The organism is Microbacterium sp. SORGH_AS_0421 (genome assembly GCF_030818635.1).
Lineage (GTDB): Bacteria > Actinomycetota > Actinomycetes > Actinomycetales > Microbacteriaceae > Microbacterium.
Genome location: NZ_JAUTAO010000001.1, coordinates 2,051,097 through 2,071,020, shown reverse-complemented (window position 1 = coordinate 2,071,020; position 19,924 = coordinate 2,051,097). Strand labels below are relative to the sequence as shown.

Sequence of the window (19,924 nt, the reverse complement as noted above, 5' to 3'; positions counted from 1 at the left end):
CCGATTCGCCCCCGTTTCCCCTGTTCTCGTCGCATCCCCTGTTCTGGTGCCGGGGGCGAGGCACCGGATGCCGGCATCCGGTGCCTCGGGAGGATCGCGCTCGGAGGGATCAAGGGATCCCTCGATGTCGGAGGTCGGCGCTACCCTCGGCGCATGACCCCCGGTATCGTCCCCCCGTTCCTGCTCGACCGACTCGCCTCCACCGACGACCCGCGCATGGCACGGGCCGCCGAAGCGGCGCGAAAGACCCTCGCCGTGCCGCGGCCGGCGCGTCCGACGCGAGCGCGCCTGCGGCTGTCCATCGAGGGCGACACCCTCGTGGCCGAGACGGCGCCGGCGCCCGATCGCGTCGTCTCCGACGCGGCGAACACCGAGAACCTCCCGGGTCGTCGCGTGCGCAGCGAAGACGACGCCCCGTCGGGCGACGCCGCGGTCGACGAGGCCTACGACGGTCTCGGCGAGACCTACGACTTCTTCTGGGATGCCTTCGCCCGCGACGGCATCGACGCCGCCGGTGGATCGCTGCTGGCCACCGTGCACTTCGGCGACGACTACGACAACGCCTTCTGGAACGGCGAGCGCATGGTCTTCGGCGACGGCGACGGCGACGTGTTCGTCGGATTCACGCGGTCGCTCAGCGTCATCGCTCACGAGCTCGGGCACGGCGTCACCGAGGCCTCCGGCGGGCTCGAGTACCAGGGTCAGTCGGGCGCGCTCAACGAGTCGCTCTCCGACGTGTTCGGCGCCCTCGCCGAACAGCATCACCTCGGCCAGAGCGCCGACCAGGCATCGTGGCTCATCGGCGAGGGCATCTTCGCCGCCGCGGTGCAGGGCGAGGCCCTGCGCTCGATGAAGGCACCGGGCACCGCCTACGACGACGACGTGCTCGGCAAAGACCCGCAGCCGGGGCACATGCGCGACTACGTCGAGACGACCGACGACAACGGCGGGGTGCACATCAACTCGGGTATCCCGAACCGGGCCTTCTACCTCGCCGCGACCGCGCTCGGCGGGTTCGCGTGGGAGCGCGCCGGTCTCATCTGGTACCGCACGATCACCGCGGGCACGCTGTCGCCCACCGCCGATTTCTCGGTGTTCGCGGCCGCCACCCTGTCGGCCGCGGCCAGCGAGTACGGTGAGAAGTCGGAGGAGGTCGCCGCCGTCCGTGCCGCGTGGGCCGGGGTCGGCGTCGAGGAGGATGCCGCAGCCTGACACCGCGAACGACGCCGAGGGCGCGGGGCGCTTCGTCGTCATCGTCGTGCGCTCGGGTGGGCTCGCGGGCCTGTCGAAGCAGTGGCGGGCCGAGCCCTCCCCCGAAGGTGCTCCGCACTGGCGAGCGCTCGTCGAGAGCTGCCCGTGGGATGCCGCGGCCGAGCCCTCCCCCGGAGCCGATCGCTACAGCTGGCGCATCGAAGTGCACCACGGTGACACGGCCGTGCACGAGGCCCGACTCGGCGACACCCAGGTCGAGGGCCCCTGGCGTGCGCTTGTCGACGAAGTGCGCCGCGCCGCGCCCGCCACACCCGTCCGCCGGTAGGAACGTTCGACCCGCGAGATCAGCCGAACAGCCGACGGCGAGGCTTCTTCTTCGACGGGATGCTCTTCTGCAGGTACACCACGCCCAGCCAGCGCCCGAACTTGAAGCCGACGCGTCCCATGCGGCCGACCTCGGTGAAGCCGAGCTTCTCGTGCAGGGCGATCGAGGCGTCGGCCCCCTTGTCGCTGATGGCCGCGACCATCTCGCGGATGCCGAGGTCTTGGCACGCCGCGACGAGCGCCTCGAGTAGAGCGCGCCCGAGGCCTTTGCCCGCGGCCGCCTGCCCCAGGTAGATCGAATTCTCGACCGTGTAGCGGTACGCCGACTTCGACTGCCACGGCTGCACGAGCGCGTACCCGAGGATCTGACCGCTCGGCGACTGGGCGACGAGGAAGGGTAGCCCGAGCTTGTGGAGGGTGGCGAACTTGTCACGCCACTTCGAGAGGGACCACGCCTTCTCGTCGAAAGTCACCACCGAGTTGCGCACGTAATAGTTGTAGATCTCGCGGATGTCGGGAACGTCGGCCTCGGTCGCCGGGCGGATCTCGAACGCGAAGGGTTGCTCGGGCTTCGGCGTCGGGCGCAGATGGGCAGGCAACCGCCGACGGCTCTTCTCGTACTCCTCTTCCAGCACCCCGCAACTCTACGGGCGTCGTGGTTTCGCGCGTGTGACGGATACGATCCCGGGGCGGGTTCGCCGCCCCGTGGCATCCCGTGTCGAGGACCTCAGGCGGGGATGCGCCAGTCCACGGGCTCGGCGCCCTGTTCTTCGAGCAGCGCGTTCACGCGCGAGAACGGACGGGAACCGAAGAAGCCGCGACTCGCCGACAGGGGCGACGGGTGCGGCGACGCGACGATCGCCGTGTCGCCGAGCAGGGGCGTCAGACCCTGGGCGTCCTTGCCCCACAGCACCGCCACCAGCGCAGAATCCCGCGCGACGAGACAGCGGATGGCGTGCTCGGTCACCCGTTCCCACCCCCATCCGCGGTGGGATGCCGGAGCCCCCGGCGCCACGGTCAGCACCCGGTTGAGCAGCATGACGCCCTGAGCGGCCCACGCCGAGAGATCACCGTGCGGAGCGGGGGCGATACCCAGGTCATCGGAGAGCTCGCGATAGATGTTCGACAGGCTCCGCGGCAGCGGCCGCACGTGCGGGTCGACCGCGAACGACAGGCCGATCGGGTGGCCGGGGGTCGGATACGGGTCCTGCCCGACGACGAGCACGCGCACCGCATCGAGCGGGGTGCGAAAAGCGCGCAGCACGAGGTCGCCGGCGGGGAGGTACGGCTTGTCCTCTGCCCGCAGGCGGTTCCCGACCGAGGCGATGTCGGCGGCCACCGGCTCGAGCGCCTCGACCCATGAGGGGTCGATGAGGCCCGCGTCCGCGAGTTCGGCGAGCGTCATCGCGCTCACGCGGCGTCTTCCTCCTGCACGGATCCGAGGTGCGACCAGGGGAACTCGATCCACAGGGAGGTGTCTCGCCACGAGTAATCGGGGGCGATGATCGTCGTGGGCTTCGTGTAGATCACCGCGGAGCGCACGTCGGCGCCCTGCCGGTTCAGGAGTTTCACGGCGAGATCGAGCGTGCGGCCGCTGTCGGCGACGTCGTCGACGAGGAGCACCCGTCGTCCCGTGAGGTACGAGAGGTCGAGGGCCGGGGGCAGCACCTCGGGGGCATCGAGCACGGTGCCCACGCCCGTGTAGAACTCGACGTTCAGGGCTCCGCAGTTCTTCGCCCCGAGCCCGTACGCGATGGCCCCTCCCGGCAGCAGTCCACCGCGGGCGATCGCCACGACCACCTCGGGCTGGAAGCCGTCGGCCACGATCGCCCGGGAGATGTCGCGGGTGGCCCTTCCGAAGTCGTCCCAGCTCAGGCGTTCGCGTTCGTCCGTCACGGCGGATTCCTCTCCTCGTCTGCATTCACCCTAGGGGGCGCGGCGAGGAAGGCCGTCTACGAGCGCGAACCAACCGGGAGGATCATCGAGGTCGTCCCCGGGATGTCGACGAACCCGATCGCCGCCCAGTGCGCACGGTCGGCCCAGAACCCGGTCGATCCGTCGCTCCCCGTTCGACATGTGGTGAGCAGCGCGATGGTGTCGCCGTCGAACACCCGGGCGATGATGCGCACGAGCTCGTGACTCAGCGACGGTCCCTGGAGAGGGTCCTCGACGTGGACCGAGGAGATGATGCAGAGGTTGTCGGTGAACAACGAGGATTCGTCGACCAGGGAGATGAGTTCTCGGTCGACGAACGCGGAACTGATCGATGTGAGGTCCGCCCCGGCATCCCGCAGCTGCTCGACCCAGCGCGGGTTCGCGTAGTGCACGCGGTACACGATCGCCTCGGCCGAGCCGGGCTCGCCTGCGACGAGGGCGACACCCCCGGTACGAACCGTCGTCGCGTGCCAGATTTCGGGGTCGACGTCGTTGCCGGTGGTGCGAAGCGTGAGCTGGAACGCGGTCGCATCCGGGTCGGGCTGTTCTGCCATATGGCCCCCACGGCCTGTCGGAGTGTCGGGAGGCACTCGGCTTCTTCCCGACCATAGCGAAACGGTGCCCCGGACTTCTCATCTTCCCCGCTGGGAATGCAAGGTGGTATGCGGTAGGCGGTGGGCAGAAAAGCGCGCGAAGACGGGCGCCAACAACATTCTTGCGCCGAAATTCGGGCAATCCTCACACAAAGATGAGAAGACGCTAATGTAAATCTCAGACAGAGATCGGCCCACCGGCACGCCTTTCCCCCTCAGGAGCCCGACGCAGTGAGCAGTACCTACATCGAAACCGGCGGACAGGTTCGGGTCTACGACTCCGGCGTCCAGGCTCACGATTCCCTCCCCCTCGGTACCTACCGGGTGCGGTACAGCATCAAGGAGGGCTTCAGCCTCCTGCGCACCGAGAACCTCGGCGTGGGTTCGGAGAAGGTCTACGGCCGCCGCGAGGCCAAGGTCGACAAGATCTTCCGCACCTACGCCCGCTTCGAACGCAACCTCGGCGTGATGCTCTCGGGCAACAAGGGCCAGGGCAAGTCGATGTTCTTGCGCATGCTGGCCGCTCGCGCGATCGAGAGCGACATTCCCGTCGTTCTCGTCAGCGAGGATGCCGAAGGCATCGTCGACTTCCTCGAGACCCTCGACGAGTGCCTCGTCATCTTCGACGAGTTCGAGAAGACGTTCTCGTCCGGCCGCACCCCGCTCGACGGCCCCAACCGTCAGAACCAGTTCCTGACGCTGTTCGACGGGACGTCCTCGGTCAAGCGGATCTACTGCCTGACCGTGAACGACGTGCAGGACGTCAGTCATTACATCGTCAATCGACCGGGTCGATTCCACTACCACATGCGGTTCGACTACCCGAGCCCCGACGACGTGCGCGAGTACCTCCGCGACCAGGCGCCGCACGCCGCCGCGTGCGAGATCGAGAACGCCGCGCTGTTCTCGCGCCGCGTCAACCTCACGTACGATCACCTGCGCGCGATCGCCTTCGAGATGAACCACCCCGACGCCACGTTCACCGAGATCGTCGAGGATCTCAACATCAAGGCGGTCGAACCGAGCACCTACCGCGTCGAGGCCACCTACCTCGACGGTTCGGTTCTCGCGGACGAATCGGTCCTCAACCTGCACGAGCGCAGCGACGTGAGCCGCACCGTCGAGCTGCGCGGCACCCACCGGGTGCTCTTCTTCTCGTTCGCTCCCCGGGACGTGGTCTTCGAGGACGACGGCAACATCACCGTCCCCATCCACAAGATCGAGGCGTTGGACGAGGACGAAGAGATCCCGGAGGAGCTCCCGACGCGCATCACCCTCACCCTCGTCGGGCAGGCCAGCTACTCGTTCGAGCGCTGAGTCCCTCAGTCGTCGAGGTCGCGGGGCTGCGTGACCCTCTTGTTGACCTCGCGGGTCGCGGAGAACTTCAGCACGCTGTAGTCCTCGACCCGGCCCCGGCTCTCGGGATTGTCGCGGATGTTCAGCACGACATTGTGTCCCTTGTGCGACTGCGCGTAGAACTTGCCGAAACCCGTCAACGTGACGCGGTTGCCGGCATTCACCAGATCGAGAATCTCCCCGAAGATCGCTTCGTACGCCAACTGCGTGACCTTCGGAGACAATCCGGCGCGGTGGGACACGCGCTGGATGAATTCTCGCTTGCTCACCTTGGGCTCATCGGTTCTCATGACGGGCATTGCTCACCATCCCCTGCTCTTGTGCTCGGTTACGAACGTATGCGTCGACAACGTCGCGGGCAGAGGGGGTTGCCTCGCCGGTCGCGACGCGCACGTCATCGGTATCGTCGTTCGGGTAGACGAAACCGGGGTGGGCAGACGGGTGCGGTGAAGCTCCGGCCGCCGGACGGGCGACGCCACCGCGTTTCGGGTCGCGGGGGCGAATCGTCGTTTCTGCTCGTATTCGCGTCAATCCTACTCGCTTCGTCGACGTGCGAGCGTCGTGTTACTCGGCTCGCTCCCTGCTCGTCGATTCACGCGGTCAGACGAGCACGGATCGGATACACCGTGTCGTCGAAGATGACCTGCGCGGCCGCCCCCGTCCGTGCATTGACGAGGATCGGTGCCCGCAGGTTGACGAAGACGCCGTCCTCCCCGGGGTTCGCGACGACGAACATCCGCACCTCGTCGGCCGCCGCGCCGATGTCGACGAGCGCTGCCGCGGCGAGGGGAGGATCGTAGGACAGACCGCCGCTTGCGGGGTCGAGCAGGAAAAGACGCACGTCGTCGCTCGTGGAGCGAAGGGCGTACAGGCCCTCGGCTCCCTCGATCGGTTCCAGGAGGAAGGACGTCCGCGGCGCGAGACCGGGAAGCGACTTCGCGAACTCGACGTCCACGCTCGACAGGGGCAGGGCGGTCGTCATCTCACGAACTCCAAGAGAGTGGTCTGCAGGGTCTTGGCGGTGACCTGCAGGGCGGACTGATACACGAGCTCGGCGGACTTCAGCTTGATGTAGACCTCCAGGGTGTCGACGTTCTCGACCTCGGCGCGACGCGCCTCGATGTCCACGCCGACGCTCGCGTTCGTGGCCTGCGCGCGCTCGATCTGCGCCTGGCGCGCGCCCGCGACTCCCCGTGCGGTGACCAGCTGCTTCAGGTGGGCGTCCACCTCGGTGAGGCGCGAGCCCACGTCCGTTCCCGCCCGCAGGTCCGCGGCGACCTTCTGGAGGGTGGCGAAGACGCTGGCCCCGCCCACCCCGAACGCGTCCGCACCATCGAGGTCGACGCGCACCCTCTCGTTCTCCGAGATGCGGCGATCGACCGCCGCCCCCGGCACGCCGGTGAAGGCGAAGGTCGCGGGATCGAAGGCGCGACCGCTGTCATCGGTGCCGGCGAACACGGTGCGACCGAGCACGGTGGTGTTGGCGTGAGAGAGGAGCTCGAGGCTCACGCTCTCGAGTTCGACCGCGATCGAGTCGCGCGCGGCAGGGCTGAGCGCCCCGGAGTTGGCTCCCTGGGCGGTGAGATCGCGCGCGCGGTTGAGCAGGTCGATGCTGGCGCCCAGTGCCGTGTCGGCCGTGGTGACCCACGTCAGCGCGTCGCTGATGTTGCGGGCGTACTGGGACGCGCGCGACTGCTCCCCGTGCACGCCGAGGATGGCGGCGGCGACGGTCGGGTCGTCGCTGGGTGCGCGGATGGCGAGTTGCGAGGTCGCCTGGTCCTGCAGACGCGCACGGTCGGCCAGGCCCGCCTGGAGCGTGCGCAGAGCCTGCTGATTGACGGTGCTGCTGGTGATTCGTCCGATCACGATGACTCCCGGATCAGCGGCCGACCAGGCCGACGCGGTTGATGAGGATGTCGAGGGCCTCGTCGACGGCGGTGAGCACACGCGCCGCCGCCTGGTAGGCCGTCTGATAAGTGAGGAGGCTGATGGTCTCTTCGTCTCCGTCGACCGAAGCGTGGGACTGCTGACCCGCTACGGCGGCGATCGCGCTGCGGTCGGCCGTGTCGGCGCGCTGGACATCACCGGCGACGGCGACTCCGAACCCGGTCACGAAGCTCGCCCATCCCTTGCTGGGGCCCGTCGCTGCTGTGGCGAGGGTCGAGATGCGGTCGGCCACGGAGGTGTCGAGAGCCCCCGCGCCGGGCGCGGCCAAGGCCAGCTGGTCGAGCGAGGTGGGCACCACGGACAATCCGAGGGCTGCGGGCCCGTCCGCCGCGAGCGCGAAGAAGTCTCCCCCGGCGGCGCCCGTCGACGTCTGTCCCGACCGGTGGATCTCGTTGACCGCCTGCGCGAGCGCGGTGGCCGTGGCATTGTAGGCGTCGGCCACACGCGCGAGAGTGCCCCCGTCGGAGGCCGGTGCGAGGACGCCGATCGCCCCTCCCAGGGATCCGCCGGTGACCGCGACGGGCACCCCCGGCCGATCCGACCAGGAGAGAGTGAGCCTCTCGGCATCGGCGAGAGCACGCGGCCCCTCGATCTGCAGGGTGCGACTCGAGTCGCCGCTGACCAGGGCGTTGCCATCGACCCGCAGGGTCAGAGTGCCGTCGTCTTCGACGCGACCCGTCGCCCCGACGGTCGTGGACAACTGCTGGGCGAGGACGTTTCGTTGGTCGATGAGCTCGTTCGCGCCGCGTCCGGACTGCAGGGCCGAACGGATCTGTCCGTTCAGCGTGGCGACCTGGGTCGCGGCGACGTTGACGACCGCGACATCGCGATCCATCTGCGCGCGCAGGTCGGACCACTGCCCGACGGCGGCGTCGTAGCCGGCCGCGATCTGGCCGGCGAGCACGCGGGCGTTGGTGAGGACGACCTGGGCGGCCGCCGGCTCGGGGGTGTTGGCGAGGTCGGACCACCCGGACCAGAAGCGGTTCAGGTTGGCGGCCAGGCCGTCTTTCGTCGGCTCCGCCATCGCGGCTTCGGCTTTCTGCGCCGCCGAGGACCGCGCCGACCAGAATCCGGATGCCGAGAGGGCATCGCGGACGCGCGCGTCGAGCACCTCGTCGCCGAGGCGGGCGATGCCCTGCACGGAGACACCGTCTCCGACGGAGAGTCCCGTCGACCACAGCCCCGCCGTGCCGGGAGCGCTCACCGATGACTGCTCGAGGCGCTGACGGGTGTAGCCCGGGGTGGTCTCGTTGGCGATGTTCTGACCGGTGACGGTCATCCCGGCGCGCGCGGCGGCGAGAGCGGAAGCGGCCACGTTGAGTCCTGCGAAGGTCGACATCGTCTACACCTGCACGTCGAGCAGTCGGGACCCGGCGCCCGCGACGCGCGATCCGCTCGCCGCGTACTCGCCCGTGGGTTCGCCGAGGCCCGCGATGGTCTCTTGCGTGACCCGCAGGGCCGTGCGCAGGTGCTGGTTGACCGAGCCCTTCTTCTCCGCGATCTCCGCGGCGAGACCCGACAGGGCGTCGTGGTGTGATCCGAGCACCTCGCGCCATGCATCGGTGGGGGCGACGTCGACGAGCTCGCGCAACGAGGTCGCCTCGGGGACGCCCCATTCGGCGGCGACATCGACGAAGAGGGCGTCACGCTCGATGGTGCCCGCGGTGAGGGCCTTGGCCACGCGGTCGACCTCGACGGTGGCGTGCTGGATCCAGCGCGTCCTCCCCGTCGACAGGAGCAACTCGAGTTCTTCGAGCTTGAACAGCATGAGCTCGAGCACCTCGCGCTGACGCAGCAGCTGCATGCTCAGGTCGGTAGCGGACACGTGAGTCACCTCGTTCGGGTCGAGTGGTGGGGCGGGTGCGCCCACCACGGGACCAACTATCGCGACGCGGCGACGCGCGAGTAACCCGTCAGTCCGATGCCCCGGCGCGCGCTCCCCCGCGCAGGGCGTCGAGCAGGTTGGTCTCGGCGTCCGCGGATCGCGACGCCGAGATGGCATCCTGATTCTCGTTCGAGACCGCCACGACGATCTCGCTGCGGTGGATGCGGGTGTCGCGGGGAGCGTCGATGCCGATGCGCACGCCGGTCGCCGTCACCCCGAGCACCGTCACCGTCACGTCGTCGCCGATCATGATGCTTTCACCGGGGCGTCGGGTGAGTACGAGCATGTGCGTGTGGCCGCCTTCCGTGGCTGAGGCGCCCGCGGCGCCGTCCCCCGCCAGACTACCTTTTCTTCTCGGTTACGAGCGTTCTCGGCTCCCCTACGACGCTGGGAGGGCAATCTGCTCGGGGCGGACGACGCCCACGACGTCGGTGGCGAAACCGCCCGCGGCCGCTTCGTCGTAGGACAGGATCGGCATGCCCGCCACCTGTCCGGCCACGAGCGACCGCACGCCCTGGCGCAGTGACGGGGCGCACACGAGCACCGGTTCGCCGCCCACGGGTTCGACGGCGGCCACCGCGCGGCGGACGCCCTCGATCAGCTGCATCGTCTGGTCGGCGTCGAGCACGATCTGCGCGCGACCCTCCACGTGCCGCAGCCCCTCGAGCATCTGCTGCTCGAGAAGCGTGTCGAACATCACCACGCGCAGACGCCCGTCCTGGGCGAAGCGCGCGGAGATGGCGGGCCCGAGAGCGCTGCGCGCGGCCTCCACGAGAGCGGGCACCTCCGTGGTCGACTTCGCGCGCAGGGCGAGCGCTTCGTAGATGCGGCCGAGGTCGTTGATCGAGACCCGCTCGGCGAGGAGGCTGGCCAGGACGCGCTGGATGAGAGCCAGCGGGAGCAGCGCGGGGGTCAGCTCCTCCACGACGCTCGGCTGGGTCTGCTTGAGATGGTCGGTGAGCTGGCGGACGTCTTCCAGGGAGAGCAGGCGGTGCGCATGCGCGTGGACGATGTCGGACAGGTGCGTGATGATGACACTGGCCCTGTCGATGACGGTGGCCCCCGCCATGTCGGCGGCGTGCGACATCTCGGTCGGCACCCATCTTCCGTCGAGGCCGAAGACCGGATCGACCACGGCGGTGCCCGGCAGGTGCTCCAGCCCCGCGCCGATTGCGAGCACATGCCCGCGGGGAACGACGCCGCGGCCCACCTCGATGCCGGCCACCAGGATCGCGTAGGTCTCGGCGGGAAGCCCCACGTTGTCGCGGGTGCGCACCGGCGGCATGAGCGTTCCCAGCTCGAGGGCCACCTTTCGCCGCAGCGACTTCACCCGGGACAGCAGGTCTCCCGCGCCGCCGGCGGCCAGGTCGACGATATCCGGGGAGAGGGAGATCTCCAGGGCGTGAACGCGCATGGTGTCCATGAGGTCGTCGGGGCCCTCGGCGGAGGCGGCCTCCGCCCGTTCGCGTGCCTCGGCGTCGGCCACGTCGGCGGCCGCGCGGTCGGTGTTCGCCTTGACCCGCGAGGCCGCGAACAGCAGTACGGCGCCGATCGCCAGGAACGCGAGGAAGGGCATGCCCGGGATCAGGCCCATCCCGATGGCCGCCATCGCCGTGATCAGAAGGGCGGTGCGCGACTGCAGGAGCTGGCGCCCAGCCGCGCGGCCGAGCTCGGCCTCGGCGTTCTCGCGCGTGACGATCATGCCCGTGGACACCGCCATGAGCAGGGCGGGGATCTGGGTGACCAACCCGTCGCCGATGGTGAGGAGGCTGTAGGTCTCGAGGGCCTTGTCGATGGCCATGCCGTGCATGGTCATCCCGATGATGATGCCGCCCACGAAGTTGATGACGAGGATGACGATGCCGGCGATGGCGTCGCCCTTGACGAACTTGCTGGCGCCGTCCATCGCCCCGTAGAAGTCGGCTTCCGCCGCCACCTCGGCGCGGCGCGCGCGGGCCTGCTCGTCGGTGATGAGTCCGGCGTTGAGGTCGGCGTCGATGGCCATCTGCTTGCCCGGCATCGCATCCAGGGTGAAGCGGGCGCCCACCTCGGCGACGCGCTCGGCGCCCTTGGTGACCACGACGAACTGGATCACGGCGAGGATCAGGAAGATGACGAAGCCGATCACCAGCGAACCGCTGATCGTGATCTGCCCGAACGCCTGGATGACCTGTCCCGCGTGCGCCTCGCTGAGCACGAGGCGCGTCGAGGCGACGTTCAGGCCGAGCCGGAACAGCGTCGCGACCAGCAGGAGACTCGGGAAGACCGAGAAATCGAGCGGCTTCTTCACGAACATCGCCGTGAGCAGGATCAGCAGCGCGAAGGCGATGTTGGTCACGATGAGCAGGTCGAGCAGCCCCACCGGGATGGGGACGATGAGCAGCAGGATGATTCCCACCACGCCGACCGGGACGGCGCCCTTCGACAGCAGTTGACCGATCATGCGGTGCCATTCCTTCGTGTCATGGTTCTCGGGCGGCTACAGGCCGCGTCCGGTCAGGGCGGCCGGGGGCATCTCGAACGTCCCCTTGCGCGAGCCCCTCGTCTTCAGGTGTTGGACGAAGGCGAGGACCTGCGCCACGGCGGTGTACAGCTCTTCGGGGATCTCGCGACCGATCTCCACGCTCGCGTGCAGAGCTCGCGCGAGCGGGACGTCGCGCACGAGCGGCACGGCGGCCTCCTGGGCGCGCTCGCGGATCTTCTGGGCGATCACGCCGGCGCCCTTGGCGACGACGCGCGGGAGCCGATGTCCCCGGCTCGTAGCGGAGGGCGACGGCGACATGCGTCGGGTTCACGAGCACCACGTCACTGTCGGCCACCGCGGCGATCATGCGGTTGCGACTCACCGCGAGCTGACGCGCTCGACGTTGCGAGCGGATGAGCGGGTCGCCCTCGCTCTTCTTGTGCTCGTCGCGCGCTTCCTGCTTGGTCATGCGGGTGTGCTTGCGGTTGCGCGAGATCACCACGAAGACGTCGATCGCCGCCAGGAGCAGGCCCACGACCACGGCCACCTGCAGCAGCGTCGCCACGGCCTGACCCGCCACCTCGAGCAGCCACGCGATGCGGTGACGACCGCTCCCCATGAGGATCGGCACAAGACCGGCGACCACGCTCCACAGCGCCACTGCGATGGCCGCGGTCTTCAGCAGTGCCTTGATCCCCTCCCAGAGGGCCGCGACGCCGACGGTCCGCCTGAGCCCCGCGACCACGTCGAACTGCTCGACCCGCGCGGGAATGCCCCGCAGATGGATGCCGCCCTGCGCGATCGCCGTGAGGGTCGTGGCCCCCAGCACCACGATCAGAAGCGGCAGGAGCACCTGACCGACCGAGGCGATCGCGCCGCCCAGCGACTCGACGGCGGCGCCCACCGACGGGTCTTTCGCCACCGCCCCCACCCGCAGCGTCTGCTCCGTGAGCACCGCCGAGGCCGAGGACAACGTCGCGGGCATCATCACGCCGGCAGCGCCGATCCCCACCCACGCCGTGAAGTCCTGGCTGCGCCCGATGCGCCCCTTCGCGATCGCCTTCTTGAGTCGCTCCGGAGTCGCTTTCTCGGTGCGCTCCCCGGCATCCGTCCCGCTCATCGGGTGACCCCGATCACGAGTCGGGCGGCCTCGTCCGCGATCGCGGAGACGATCGAGGGCAGGGCGGCGAAGACGAAGCCCACCAGCAGGAAGGTGAGTGCGATCTTGATGGGAAAGCCCAGCGCGAAGGCGTTGAGGGCGGGGGCCACGCGCGAGACGAGACCGAGCCCGACGTCGGCCAAGAACAGCACGATCAGAAGCGGACCTGCGATCTGCACCGCGCTGAGCAGCATCTGCCCCACCGCGGAGGTCAGCACCTCGGCGGGGCGCGACAGGTCCAGCGCCCCCGCGACCGAGACCGCGTCGAACGAGCGGAACAGGCCGCCCAGCACGAGCTGGTACGCGTCCGACGCGAACAGCAGCAGGATGGCGGTCATCTGGAACAGACGCGTGAACTGGGCGCCGTTGACGTTCATGCCCGGGTCGTAGGCCTGGGCGAGTTGAAAACCGCCCAAGGTGTCGACCAGGAAGCCCGCGCCCTGAACGGCGCTGAAGAGCACCAGCACGAGGAAACCGAGCAACGCCCCGACGAGCACCTGCCCCGCGGCGGCGAACAGGAACCCTGCGGTGTCCAGGCGCTGGTACCCCGGAACGACCACGGGCGACACCGCCAGCCCGAGTCCCACCCCGAGCATCGCGCGCACCCGCATGGGGATCGAACCGTGGCTGAAGGGCGGCGCGATCACCAGGAACGCCGTGATGCGCACGATCGCGAGGGCCGTCGCCTCGAGCCACCGGAAATCGACGGGGATGTTCATCCGCCGCCGTTCAGGAGCGACGGGAGGCGCCCGAAGAGCTCGTGCGTGAAGGCGACGGTCTCGGCGATCATCCAGTTGCCGCAGACCATGAGCGCGATCCCGACCGCCAGCAGCTTCGGCACGAACGACATCGTCATCTCCTGCACCTGCGTGATCGACTGCAGGAGCGAGATGGCGAAACCGACCACGAGGGCGGTGATGAGCAGAGGCGCACTGAGTTTGGCCGCGAGGATCAGGGCGCTCGCGCCGACGTCGATGACCGCTTCGGGGTTCATGCGCCGCCTCGATAGGACTGCACCAGCGAGGTGATCACCAGGCCCCACCCGTCGACGAGCAGGAACAACAGGATCTTGAAGGGCAACGAGATCATGACCGGCGGCAGCATCATCATGCCCATCGACATCAGCGCGCTCGAGACGACGAGATCGATCACGAGGAACGGGATGAACACGATGAACCCGATCACGAAGGCCGCGCGCAGCTCGCTGAGCATGAACGCCGGGATGAGGGTGTACAGCGGGATGACCTCGGGGCTGTCCGGGTTCGCCATCTGCGCGGCGCGATGCATCAGCGCGATGTCCTCTTCGCGCGTGAACTGCAGCATCCACGTGCGAAGAGGGGCTTGAGCGGCGTCGAAGGCCTGCCCGAAGTCGATCTGTCCCGCGGTGAAGGGCGCGACGGCGAGCTGGTTGATCTCGGTCAGCACCGGCCACATGATGAACAGCGTCAGGAAGAGGCTGAGCCCCGCGAGCACCTGGTTCGGGGGGATCGACGGCAGCGAGAGCGCGTTGCGGGTGAGCGCGAGCACCACGAAGATCTTCGTGAAGCTCGTCATCATCAGCAGCAGAGCCGGCGCGACGCTGAGGACGGTGATGCCCAGCAGTGTCGTGATGCTGTCGGAGGGCGTGGCGTTGATGCCGTTGATGCTGACGCCGCCCGGCTCTCCGGTGGCCGCCTGAGCCACGCCGCCCGCGACGACGTCGCCGACGAACAGCACGGCCACGACCGCGAACAGCATCAGGATGCCGGCACCCCGACGCCCGCGGGAGCGCCGACGTCGGCGGGGCGCGATGCGCGACGAGGGAACGGGCAAGACGGCACTCCGTGCGTGGGTGACGAGGCCGATCCGTAGCCAGGGGTCGAGCGATCCGTGCTCGCGACCGACTATCGCGACGGCGCCCGCACGCGGTAACCGTTCAGGCCGCGTGGACCCCGGAGGTCTCGGCGCCGCGCGGGCTGCCGGCATCGGTCAGCGTCACGACGTTCTCGCTCCGCTCGGCGTCGTCGATCGGCGCCTCCTGCGTGTCGACGACGTCGATGCCCTTCTCGCTCACGCCGAGCACGTACCGGATGCCGCCGAACTCCGCGACGACGAGCTGGGCGCGACCACCGAGACCGGTACGGGCGACGACCGTGATCTTCTCGCTCCGCGGCCGGGAGGGGGACGCCGTCCGCGTCCGCGGGGAAAAGCCGGGGAGGTTTCGCAGCCGGCCGAGTCTCTGGGGAACGAGCGCCGAGAACGGCCCGTCACCCGCGGCCTGTCCTTTCTGCACGCGCTGGGCCAGGAAGAGCAGAAGCCCCACCACCGCCGCGAGCGAGACGACGGTGCGCGCCGCGAGGAGCAGTTCGTCCACGATCAGTCGGTCCCGGTCTGGTCGATGATGCGCTCGACGCGCACCGCGAAGTCGCCGTCGGCGACGACGACGGTGCCGTGGCCGATGAGGCGACCGTTGAGGGTGATGTCGGCGGGGGATCCCGCGGCGCGGTCCAACTCGACGACGTGACCGGGCTCGAGGCTCAGCAGGTCGCGCACGGGAAGCCGCGTGCGTCCGATCTCGACCACCAGCTCCATCTCGACCCCGGCGATCCGGCTGAGACGGGCCGGGCCCGTCGTGGACGTCGCCACGCGGGCGTCGTCGATGCGGATCGCCGCGCGGGCGACGGTGCTGCCGTCTTCGCGGACGAGGTCGAACACCTGCACACCGGCCTCGGTGAAGACGCTTGCGGCATCCATCTCCTCCCCCTCGCCGAGGGTGCCGGCTCCGAGCACGGCCACGGCCGCCTCGAAGGCGGGGTGCAGGCGGTCGGACAGCTGCTGATCGATCGAGCCGTCGTCGAGGGCCGCGGTATCCCCGACCTGGATCGCGATCCTCGCGCCCGGGGTGCCGCTGAAGGCGACGACGACCGCGCTGCCGGTCGCCCCGGGATCGGTGGAGGGCGTGGGCAGCACGGGGAAGCCGAAGGGGAGTTTCGCCGCGATCGCGGCGGCCATGGCGGCGGCGTGGAAGGTGCTCATCGGGTGGTCTCCTCGAGGATGGTGGTGATCGTGCACGCGAGCCGCGACCCCTGGGCACCGGGAACGGCACGTGCGACCGGGGTGTCGCCGACGACGAGTTCGAAGGGCCTGGTCTCGGGGTGCGAGAAGCGCAACAGGTCGCCCGGGGCGAGGTCGAGGACCTCTCCGGCGCCGATGACGCGGGGCGCGACGCGCAGCGACACCTCCAGCGGGGTGGCGAGCACCTGGTCGGCCGTCGCGCCCGCACGGTGGGCGGAAGCGGCATCGCGCTCGCTCTCGGCGAGTTGGTCGACGACGACGGCGGTGGGCAGCATGACCGTCGCGGTCGAGTGCGACTCCCCCATCCGCATCGCGAACCGCGCGACGACGACGGCCTCACCGGGCGAGATGACCTGCAGGTACTGCGGGTTGTCGTGCAGGCCCGCGTAGGTGAGCTCGGCCGGGAGCAGCATGCCCAGGCTCGTCGTCAACAGCTCGAAGGTACGGTCCATCAGCTGCCGGATCAGCGCCGACTCGATGGGGGTCAGGGTGCGCGGCTCGATCGGCGCGCTGCTCTTGCCGCCGAGCATCTGCACGACCCACGTCAGCGCCACGCCGAGATCGAACTGCACCACTCCCGGCTCGTCGCGCCCCGCGGTCGCACCGGTGACCATCGCGGTCGTCGCCGGGAGGGTGTCGGCGTACTCCTGGTACGACATCGACTCCACGCCCTCGAGCGTCAGGTGGGTGCGCATGCGGACCTTGCCGGTCAGTTGCGACGCCCACTGTCGCGCGAATGCCTCGAAAGCCGCCTCTAACCGGCGCCGGTGCTCCCGACCCAGCTGGACGGGGCGGCTGAAGTCATAGGCGGGATAGCGGCGCAGGGGGTCGTCGCGGACGGCGGTGGTCGCCATGGCGGTCTCCTTGAGAGTGGTGGTCACGAGGGGTCAGCCCTGCGGAGCGGTCTGGACGAGTCCGGGGATGAGAGCACGTACCTTCTCCTCCTCGGTGGATTGCACGACGATGTCCACGCGGCGGTTCGCCGCCAGATCTTCTGCGGTGTCGCCCTCGACCAGGGGGCGTTGATCGGAGTAACCGACCGCCTGCACACGGGACCCGGTGATGCCCTCGTGCTCGACGAGGAACCGTGCGACCTTGGTGGCGCGTCCGCTGCTGAGCTCCCAGTTGCTCTCGTAGGGAGCGACCGCCGCGCGATGGTCGGCGTGCCCCTCGATACTGAGGGGGTTGCCCGCGGCGGCCAGCACGTCGCCGACCGCGTCGAGTACGGCATCCGCCTTCGCCGAGAGGTCGGTGCGGTTGTCGGTGAAGAACGTCTCGGCGCCGACCAGGCCCACCTTCAGACCGCGCTCGTCGATGACGAAGTCCACGGTCTCGGCCAGGCCCTGAGCTGCCAGCGCGGAGGTGATCTGCTGCTTCATCTGCTCGAGGTTGTCGCGCTCGCGAGCCGCGCGCACCGCGACGTCCTCGACGCCCTCCTCCGCCAGCAGCTCGGGCGGGATCACGAGCCCCTCGGTGAAGTCGCCGCCGCCCGGCGTCTGGGATTGCCCGAACGCCTCGGCGAGACCGTTCTTGAGCTGTTCGTACTTGGTCTCGTCGACGATCGACACGGCGTACAGCACGATGAACAGGCACATCAGAACCGTCACCATGTCGGAGTAGGACACCGCCCAGCGCTCGTCGGGCTCGTCGTGCTCGCCCTCGTCGTGGCCGCGTCCGCGCGCGGGGCGCCTGCTGCTCACTCGGCATCCCCGGTCGCTGCGACCTTGTCGGGCCGGGGCTCTTTCTTCTTCTTCGGTTTGTAGGTGGTCAGCGCCAGCAGACGCTCCTCGACCAGGCGCGGCGCGCTGCCGGCCTGGATGGCGAGGATCCCCTCGCATACGAGCGTCATGCGCTCCTGCTCGACGGCGGCCATGCGATTCAGCCGCCCCGCGATGGGGTTCCAGATGAAATTGGCCGACAACAGGCCCCAGAGGGTGGCGACGAAGGCGGCCGCGATCATGTGGCCGAGCTCGTCGGGCTTGTCGAGGTTCTCGAGCACGTGCGTGAGCGAGACGACGGTCCCGACGATGCCGATCGTGGGTGCGTAGCCGCCGAGGGCGGAGAAGAACCGCGCCGCCACGCGGTTGCGCGCGGCCTCGGCGACGATCTCGTCGTCCATCAGCGTTCGCAGCTCTTCGGCGTCGACGCCGTCGGCCACCGCCTGCACGGCGCGGCGGGTGTAGTCGTCGGGGGCGGAGTCGAGCTCGTCCTCGAGGCGCAGCAGGCCCTCGGTCCGCGCCTTCTCGGCGTAGGAGACGAGGATCGGGATGACGGCGGCCGGGGTGGATCGCGGACCGCGCGCCATCCGCCCCAGCGAGCCGAAGGCTGCGATCGCGTCGCGCAGCGTGTGGCTGGCGATGCCGACGCCGATGGTCGAGCCGAGCACGAGGATCATCGGGGCGGGCAGCAGGAGCGCGCTCAGGTGGGCGCCCTCCATCGTGATCATGGCGTACAGGGCCCCGAAGGCCACGACGACGCCGACGACGAAGGCGATGTCCATGTCAGCGCTCCGACGGGGCCGAGAGAGCGGATGCCGCGGCGAGCACGCGCGCGCGGTAAGCGACGATGCGCTCGATGAGCTCGTCGAGGCTCTCTTCGACGTTGTAGACGCGGCCGTCGACCATGTGCAGCGTGGTGTCGGGAGACTCGTGCACCCGTTCGATCAGATCGGGGTTCACCGCGAATCGCGTGTGGTCGAGACGGGTGAGCGTGATCATCGGGAGATCTCCGGTCGATGGGTGAGGGGACGCCCCCGACTATCGCGACGCGGCCCACCGCGGGTAACTCGGGTGGGCCGCGCCGTCGAGGGGCGCCGGGTCAGCGCTTGAGGTTGGTGAGCTCCTGCAGCACCTCGTCGCTCGTGGTGATGATGCGCGCGCTCGCCTGGAAGCCGCGCTGCGCGACGATGAGGTTGGTGAACTCCTGCGAGAGGTCGACGTTGCTCATCTCGAGCGAACCCGAGACGAGCTTGCCGAAACCGGCTTGACCGGCCTCTCCGACCTGCGCACCGCCGCTGTTGACGGAGGCGCGATAGGCCGTCCCGCCGACCTTCTCGAGGCCTTCGGCGTTGGCGAAGGTGACCATCGCGACCTTCGCCAGGGTCTCGGTACGTCCGTTCGAGAACGTGCCCACGATCGAGCCGTCTCCGGTGATCGAGTAGGACTGCAGGGTGCCGGCCGCGGCCCCGTCCTGCGAGGTGATCGCGACCGTGCTCAGGTCGGCGAAGCCGGTGACCGCGGTGAGGTCGACCGCGACGCCGCCGGCATCGAGGGTGAGTCCCGCGCTCTGGCGGCCGTCGGTGAACGCGAGGGCGCCGGTCGCGCCGCTCACGGGTTCGGTGACGTCCCACCCCGTCGCGGTCCGGGTGAAGGTGAGGCTGAGCGCGGTGGTCGTGCCCTGGGCGTCGTGCACGTCGATGTCGCGGACGAGCTGGTCACCGACGGCGGCGGACGAAGGCAGGTTGCCCGTCACGGTCGCCGCCGTGGTCGCGCGCGCAGGCGAGACCACCCCCTGGGGCAGGGAGATGTTCCCGACCGCCTGGCCGGTGCCCAGGACCCCGTTCTGGGCGATCCATCCCTGCACGAACGCTCCGTCGGCGGTGACCATGTTTCCGGCTCCGTCGAAGCCGAAGCCTCCCGCGCGCGTGTAGAGGGTCTCCCCGCCCGAACGCACCGCGAAGAAGCCGTCACCCTGGATCATCAGGTCGCCGCCGCGGCCGGTGGTCTGCGCGGCGCCCTGGCTGAAGTTCGTGCGGATGCCCGCGACCTGGACGCCGAGTCCGACCTGAGCGGGGTTGCGACCGCCGGCGCCGGCGCCGGGGATCGCGGCACCGCCGACCGCCTGCGACAGCGTGTCCTGGAAGAGCACCGAGGAGCCCTTGAATCCTGCGGTGTTGACGTTGGCGATGTTGTTGCCGGTGGTGTCGAGCATGGTCTGGTGCGCACGGAGTCCGGAGATGCCGGACGAGAGGGAACGGAGCATGGAGGTCTCTTTCG

Annotated in this window: 25 protein-coding genes and 1 pseudogene; 3 read left to right on the top strand and 23 right to left on the bottom strand. The window is 69.5% G+C overall.

Annotated features, from left to right (window positions below):
- Window positions 1-153 precede the first annotated feature (153 nt).
- On the top strand, window positions 154-1,212 hold the full coding sequence (locus QE416_RS09820; protein ID WP_307315707.1) for a M4 family metallopeptidase: 1,059 nt from the start codon (window positions 154-156) through the stop codon (window positions 1,210-1,212).
- Window positions 1,199-1,537, top strand: coding sequence for a protealysin inhibitor emfourin (locus QE416_RS09815; RefSeq protein ID WP_307315705.1), 339 nt, complete (start codon window positions 1,199-1,201; stop codon window positions 1,535-1,537). Before QE416_RS09820 ends, QE416_RS09815 begins: the two co-directional genes overlap by 14 nt.
- A gap of 19 nt (window positions 1,538-1,556) precedes the next feature.
- Here QE416_RS09815 and QE416_RS09810 read toward each other — a convergent pair whose 3' ends face one another.
- The 4 genes from QE416_RS09810 to QE416_RS09795 form a co-directional block, all read right to left on the bottom strand.
- Window positions 1,557-2,171, bottom strand: a complete 615-nt coding sequence (locus QE416_RS09810) for a GNAT family N-acetyltransferase (protein ID WP_307315703.1) — start codon at window positions 2,169-2,171, stop codon at window positions 1,557-1,559.
- A gap of 92 nt (window positions 2,172-2,263) precedes the next feature.
- A complete protein-coding gene (locus QE416_RS09805) occupies window positions 2,264-2,941 on the bottom strand; it encodes a uracil-DNA glycosylase (protein ID WP_307317916.1) in 678 nt (225 codons plus the stop codon).
- 5 nt (window positions 2,942-2,946) lie between these two features.
- Window positions 2,947-3,432, bottom strand: coding sequence for a phosphoribosyltransferase (locus tag QE416_RS09800; RefSeq protein WP_210072021.1), 486 nt, complete (start codon window positions 3,430-3,432; stop codon window positions 2,947-2,949).
- A 56-nt stretch (window positions 3,433-3,488) separates the two neighbouring features.
- Window positions 3,489-4,025: a hypothetical protein gene (locus tag QE416_RS09795; RefSeq protein WP_307315701.1), complete on the bottom strand. Its 537-nt coding sequence runs from the start codon at window positions 4,023-4,025 to the stop codon at window positions 3,489-3,491.
- Between the two features lie 270 nt (window positions 4,026-4,295).
- Here QE416_RS09795 and QE416_RS09790 point away from each other — a divergent pair, with 270 nt between their 5' ends.
- On the top strand, window positions 4,296-5,381 hold the full coding sequence (locus QE416_RS09790; protein WP_210072023.1) for an AAA family ATPase: 1,086 nt from the start codon (window positions 4,296-4,298) through the stop codon (window positions 5,379-5,381).
- Window positions 5,382-5,386: 5 nt separating this feature from the next.
- Here the strand turns inward: QE416_RS09790 and QE416_RS09785 are convergent, their stop codons facing one another.
- From QE416_RS09785 to QE416_RS09695, 19 genes and pseudogenes are all read right to left on the bottom strand, one after another.
- Window positions 5,387-5,689: an HU family DNA-binding protein gene (locus QE416_RS09785; protein WP_210072024.1), complete on the bottom strand. Its 303-nt coding sequence runs from the start codon at window positions 5,687-5,689 to the stop codon at window positions 5,387-5,389.
- 323 nt (window positions 5,690-6,012) lie between these two features.
- Window positions 6,013-6,402 carry a flagellar assembly protein FliW gene (gene fliW, locus QE416_RS09780; RefSeq protein ID WP_307315692.1) on the bottom strand — a complete coding sequence of 130 codons (390 nt, stop codon included), beginning with the start codon at window positions 6,400-6,402 and terminating at the stop codon, window positions 6,013-6,015.
- The gene (locus QE416_RS09775; protein WP_307315689.1) at window positions 6,399-7,286 is read right to left on the bottom strand and encodes a flagellar hook-associated protein 3; all 888 of its coding nucleotides are present in this window, start codon (window positions 7,284-7,286) and stop codon (window positions 6,399-6,401) included. The genes fliW and QE416_RS09775 overlap by 4 nt, the downstream gene beginning before the upstream one ends.
- A 13-nt stretch (window positions 7,287-7,299) precedes the next feature.
- Window positions 7,300-8,706 carry a flagellar hook-associated protein FlgK gene (flgK, locus tag QE416_RS09770; protein ID WP_307315686.1) on the bottom strand — a complete coding sequence of 469 codons (1,407 nt, stop codon included), beginning with the start codon at window positions 8,704-8,706 and terminating at the stop codon, window positions 7,300-7,302.
- Between the two features lie 3 nt (window positions 8,707-8,709).
- The gene (gene flgN, locus QE416_RS09765) at window positions 8,710-9,192 is read right to left on the bottom strand and encodes a flagellar export chaperone FlgN (RefSeq protein ID WP_267786465.1); all 483 of its coding nucleotides are present in this window, start codon (window positions 9,190-9,192) and stop codon (window positions 8,710-8,712) included.
- A gap of 88 nt (window positions 9,193-9,280) precedes the next feature.
- A complete protein-coding gene (gene csrA / locus QE416_RS09760) occupies window positions 9,281-9,538 on the bottom strand; it encodes a carbon storage regulator CsrA (RefSeq protein ID WP_210072028.1) in 258 nt (85 codons plus the stop codon).
- Between the two features lie 93 nt (window positions 9,539-9,631).
- On the bottom strand, window positions 9,632-11,695 hold the full coding sequence (locus tag QE416_RS09755) for a flagellar biosynthesis protein FlhA (protein ID WP_307315681.1): 2,064 nt from the start codon (window positions 11,693-11,695) through the stop codon (window positions 9,632-9,634).
- A gap of 36 nt (window positions 11,696-11,731) precedes the next feature.
- On the bottom strand, window positions 11,732-12,034 hold the full coding sequence (locus QE416_RS09750; RefSeq protein ID WP_307317913.1) for an EscU/YscU/HrcU family type III secretion system export apparatus switch protein: 303 nt from the start codon (window positions 12,032-12,034) through the stop codon (window positions 11,732-11,734).
- Window positions 12,035-12,062: 28 nt separating this feature from the next.
- Window positions 12,063-12,836 (bottom strand): annotated as a pseudogene (locus QE416_RS09745) (EscU/YscU/HrcU family type III secretion system export apparatus switch protein); the annotation flags it as partial.
- Window positions 12,833-13,594 (bottom strand): flagellar biosynthetic protein FliR, encoded by a 762-nt coding sequence (locus tag QE416_RS09740; RefSeq protein ID WP_307315678.1) that lies wholly within the window; start codon window positions 13,592-13,594, stop codon window positions 12,833-12,835. The pseudogene QE416_RS09745 and the gene QE416_RS09740, both read right to left, overlap by 4 nt.
- Window positions 13,591-13,869, bottom strand: a complete 279-nt coding sequence (gene fliQ, locus QE416_RS09735) for a flagellar biosynthesis protein FliQ (protein WP_210072032.1) — start codon at window positions 13,867-13,869, stop codon at window positions 13,591-13,593. The genes QE416_RS09740 and fliQ overlap by 4 nt, the downstream gene beginning before the upstream one ends.
- Complete coding sequence (gene fliP / locus QE416_RS09730) at window positions 13,866-14,612, bottom strand: flagellar type III secretion system pore protein FliP (protein ID WP_210072665.1); 747 nt, start codon at window positions 14,610-14,612, stop codon at window positions 13,866-13,868. The genes fliQ and fliP overlap by 4 nt, the downstream gene beginning before the upstream one ends.
- A 178-nt stretch (window positions 14,613-14,790) precedes the next feature.
- On the bottom strand, window positions 14,791-15,228 hold the full coding sequence (locus tag QE416_RS09725; protein WP_307315675.1) for a flagellar biosynthetic protein FliO: 438 nt from the start codon (window positions 15,226-15,228) through the stop codon (window positions 14,791-14,793).
- A 2-nt stretch (window positions 15,229-15,230) separates the two neighbouring features.
- The gene (locus QE416_RS09720) at window positions 15,231-15,890 is read right to left on the bottom strand and encodes a FliM/FliN family flagellar motor switch protein (protein ID WP_307315672.1); all 660 of its coding nucleotides are present in this window, start codon (window positions 15,888-15,890) and stop codon (window positions 15,231-15,233) included.
- Window positions 15,887-16,783: a flagellar motor switch protein FliM gene (locus tag QE416_RS09715; RefSeq protein ID WP_307315670.1), complete on the bottom strand. Its 897-nt coding sequence runs from the start codon at window positions 16,781-16,783 to the stop codon at window positions 15,887-15,889. The genes QE416_RS09720 and QE416_RS09715 overlap by 4 nt, the downstream gene beginning before the upstream one ends.
- A 33-nt stretch (window positions 16,784-16,816) precedes the next feature.
- Entirely contained in the window at window positions 16,817-17,629 is an 813-nt protein-coding gene (locus QE416_RS09710) for a flagellar motor protein MotB (protein WP_210072036.1), read from the bottom strand.
- On the bottom strand, window positions 17,626-18,429 hold the full coding sequence (locus QE416_RS09705) for a motility protein A (RefSeq protein WP_307315666.1): 804 nt from the start codon (window positions 18,427-18,429) through the stop codon (window positions 17,626-17,628). Before QE416_RS09705 ends, QE416_RS09710 begins: the two co-directional genes overlap by 4 nt.
- A gap of 1 nt (window position 18,430) precedes the next feature.
- The gene (locus QE416_RS09700) at window positions 18,431-18,646 is read right to left on the bottom strand and encodes a flagellar FlbD family protein (protein WP_210072038.1); all 216 of its coding nucleotides are present in this window, start codon (window positions 18,644-18,646) and stop codon (window positions 18,431-18,433) included.
- A 100-nt stretch (window positions 18,647-18,746) separates the two neighbouring features.
- Complete coding sequence (locus tag QE416_RS09695) at window positions 18,747-19,910, bottom strand: flagellar hook protein FlgE (protein ID WP_210072039.1); 1,164 nt, start codon at window positions 19,908-19,910, stop codon at window positions 18,747-18,749.
- Window positions 19,911-19,924 lie beyond the last annotated feature (14 nt).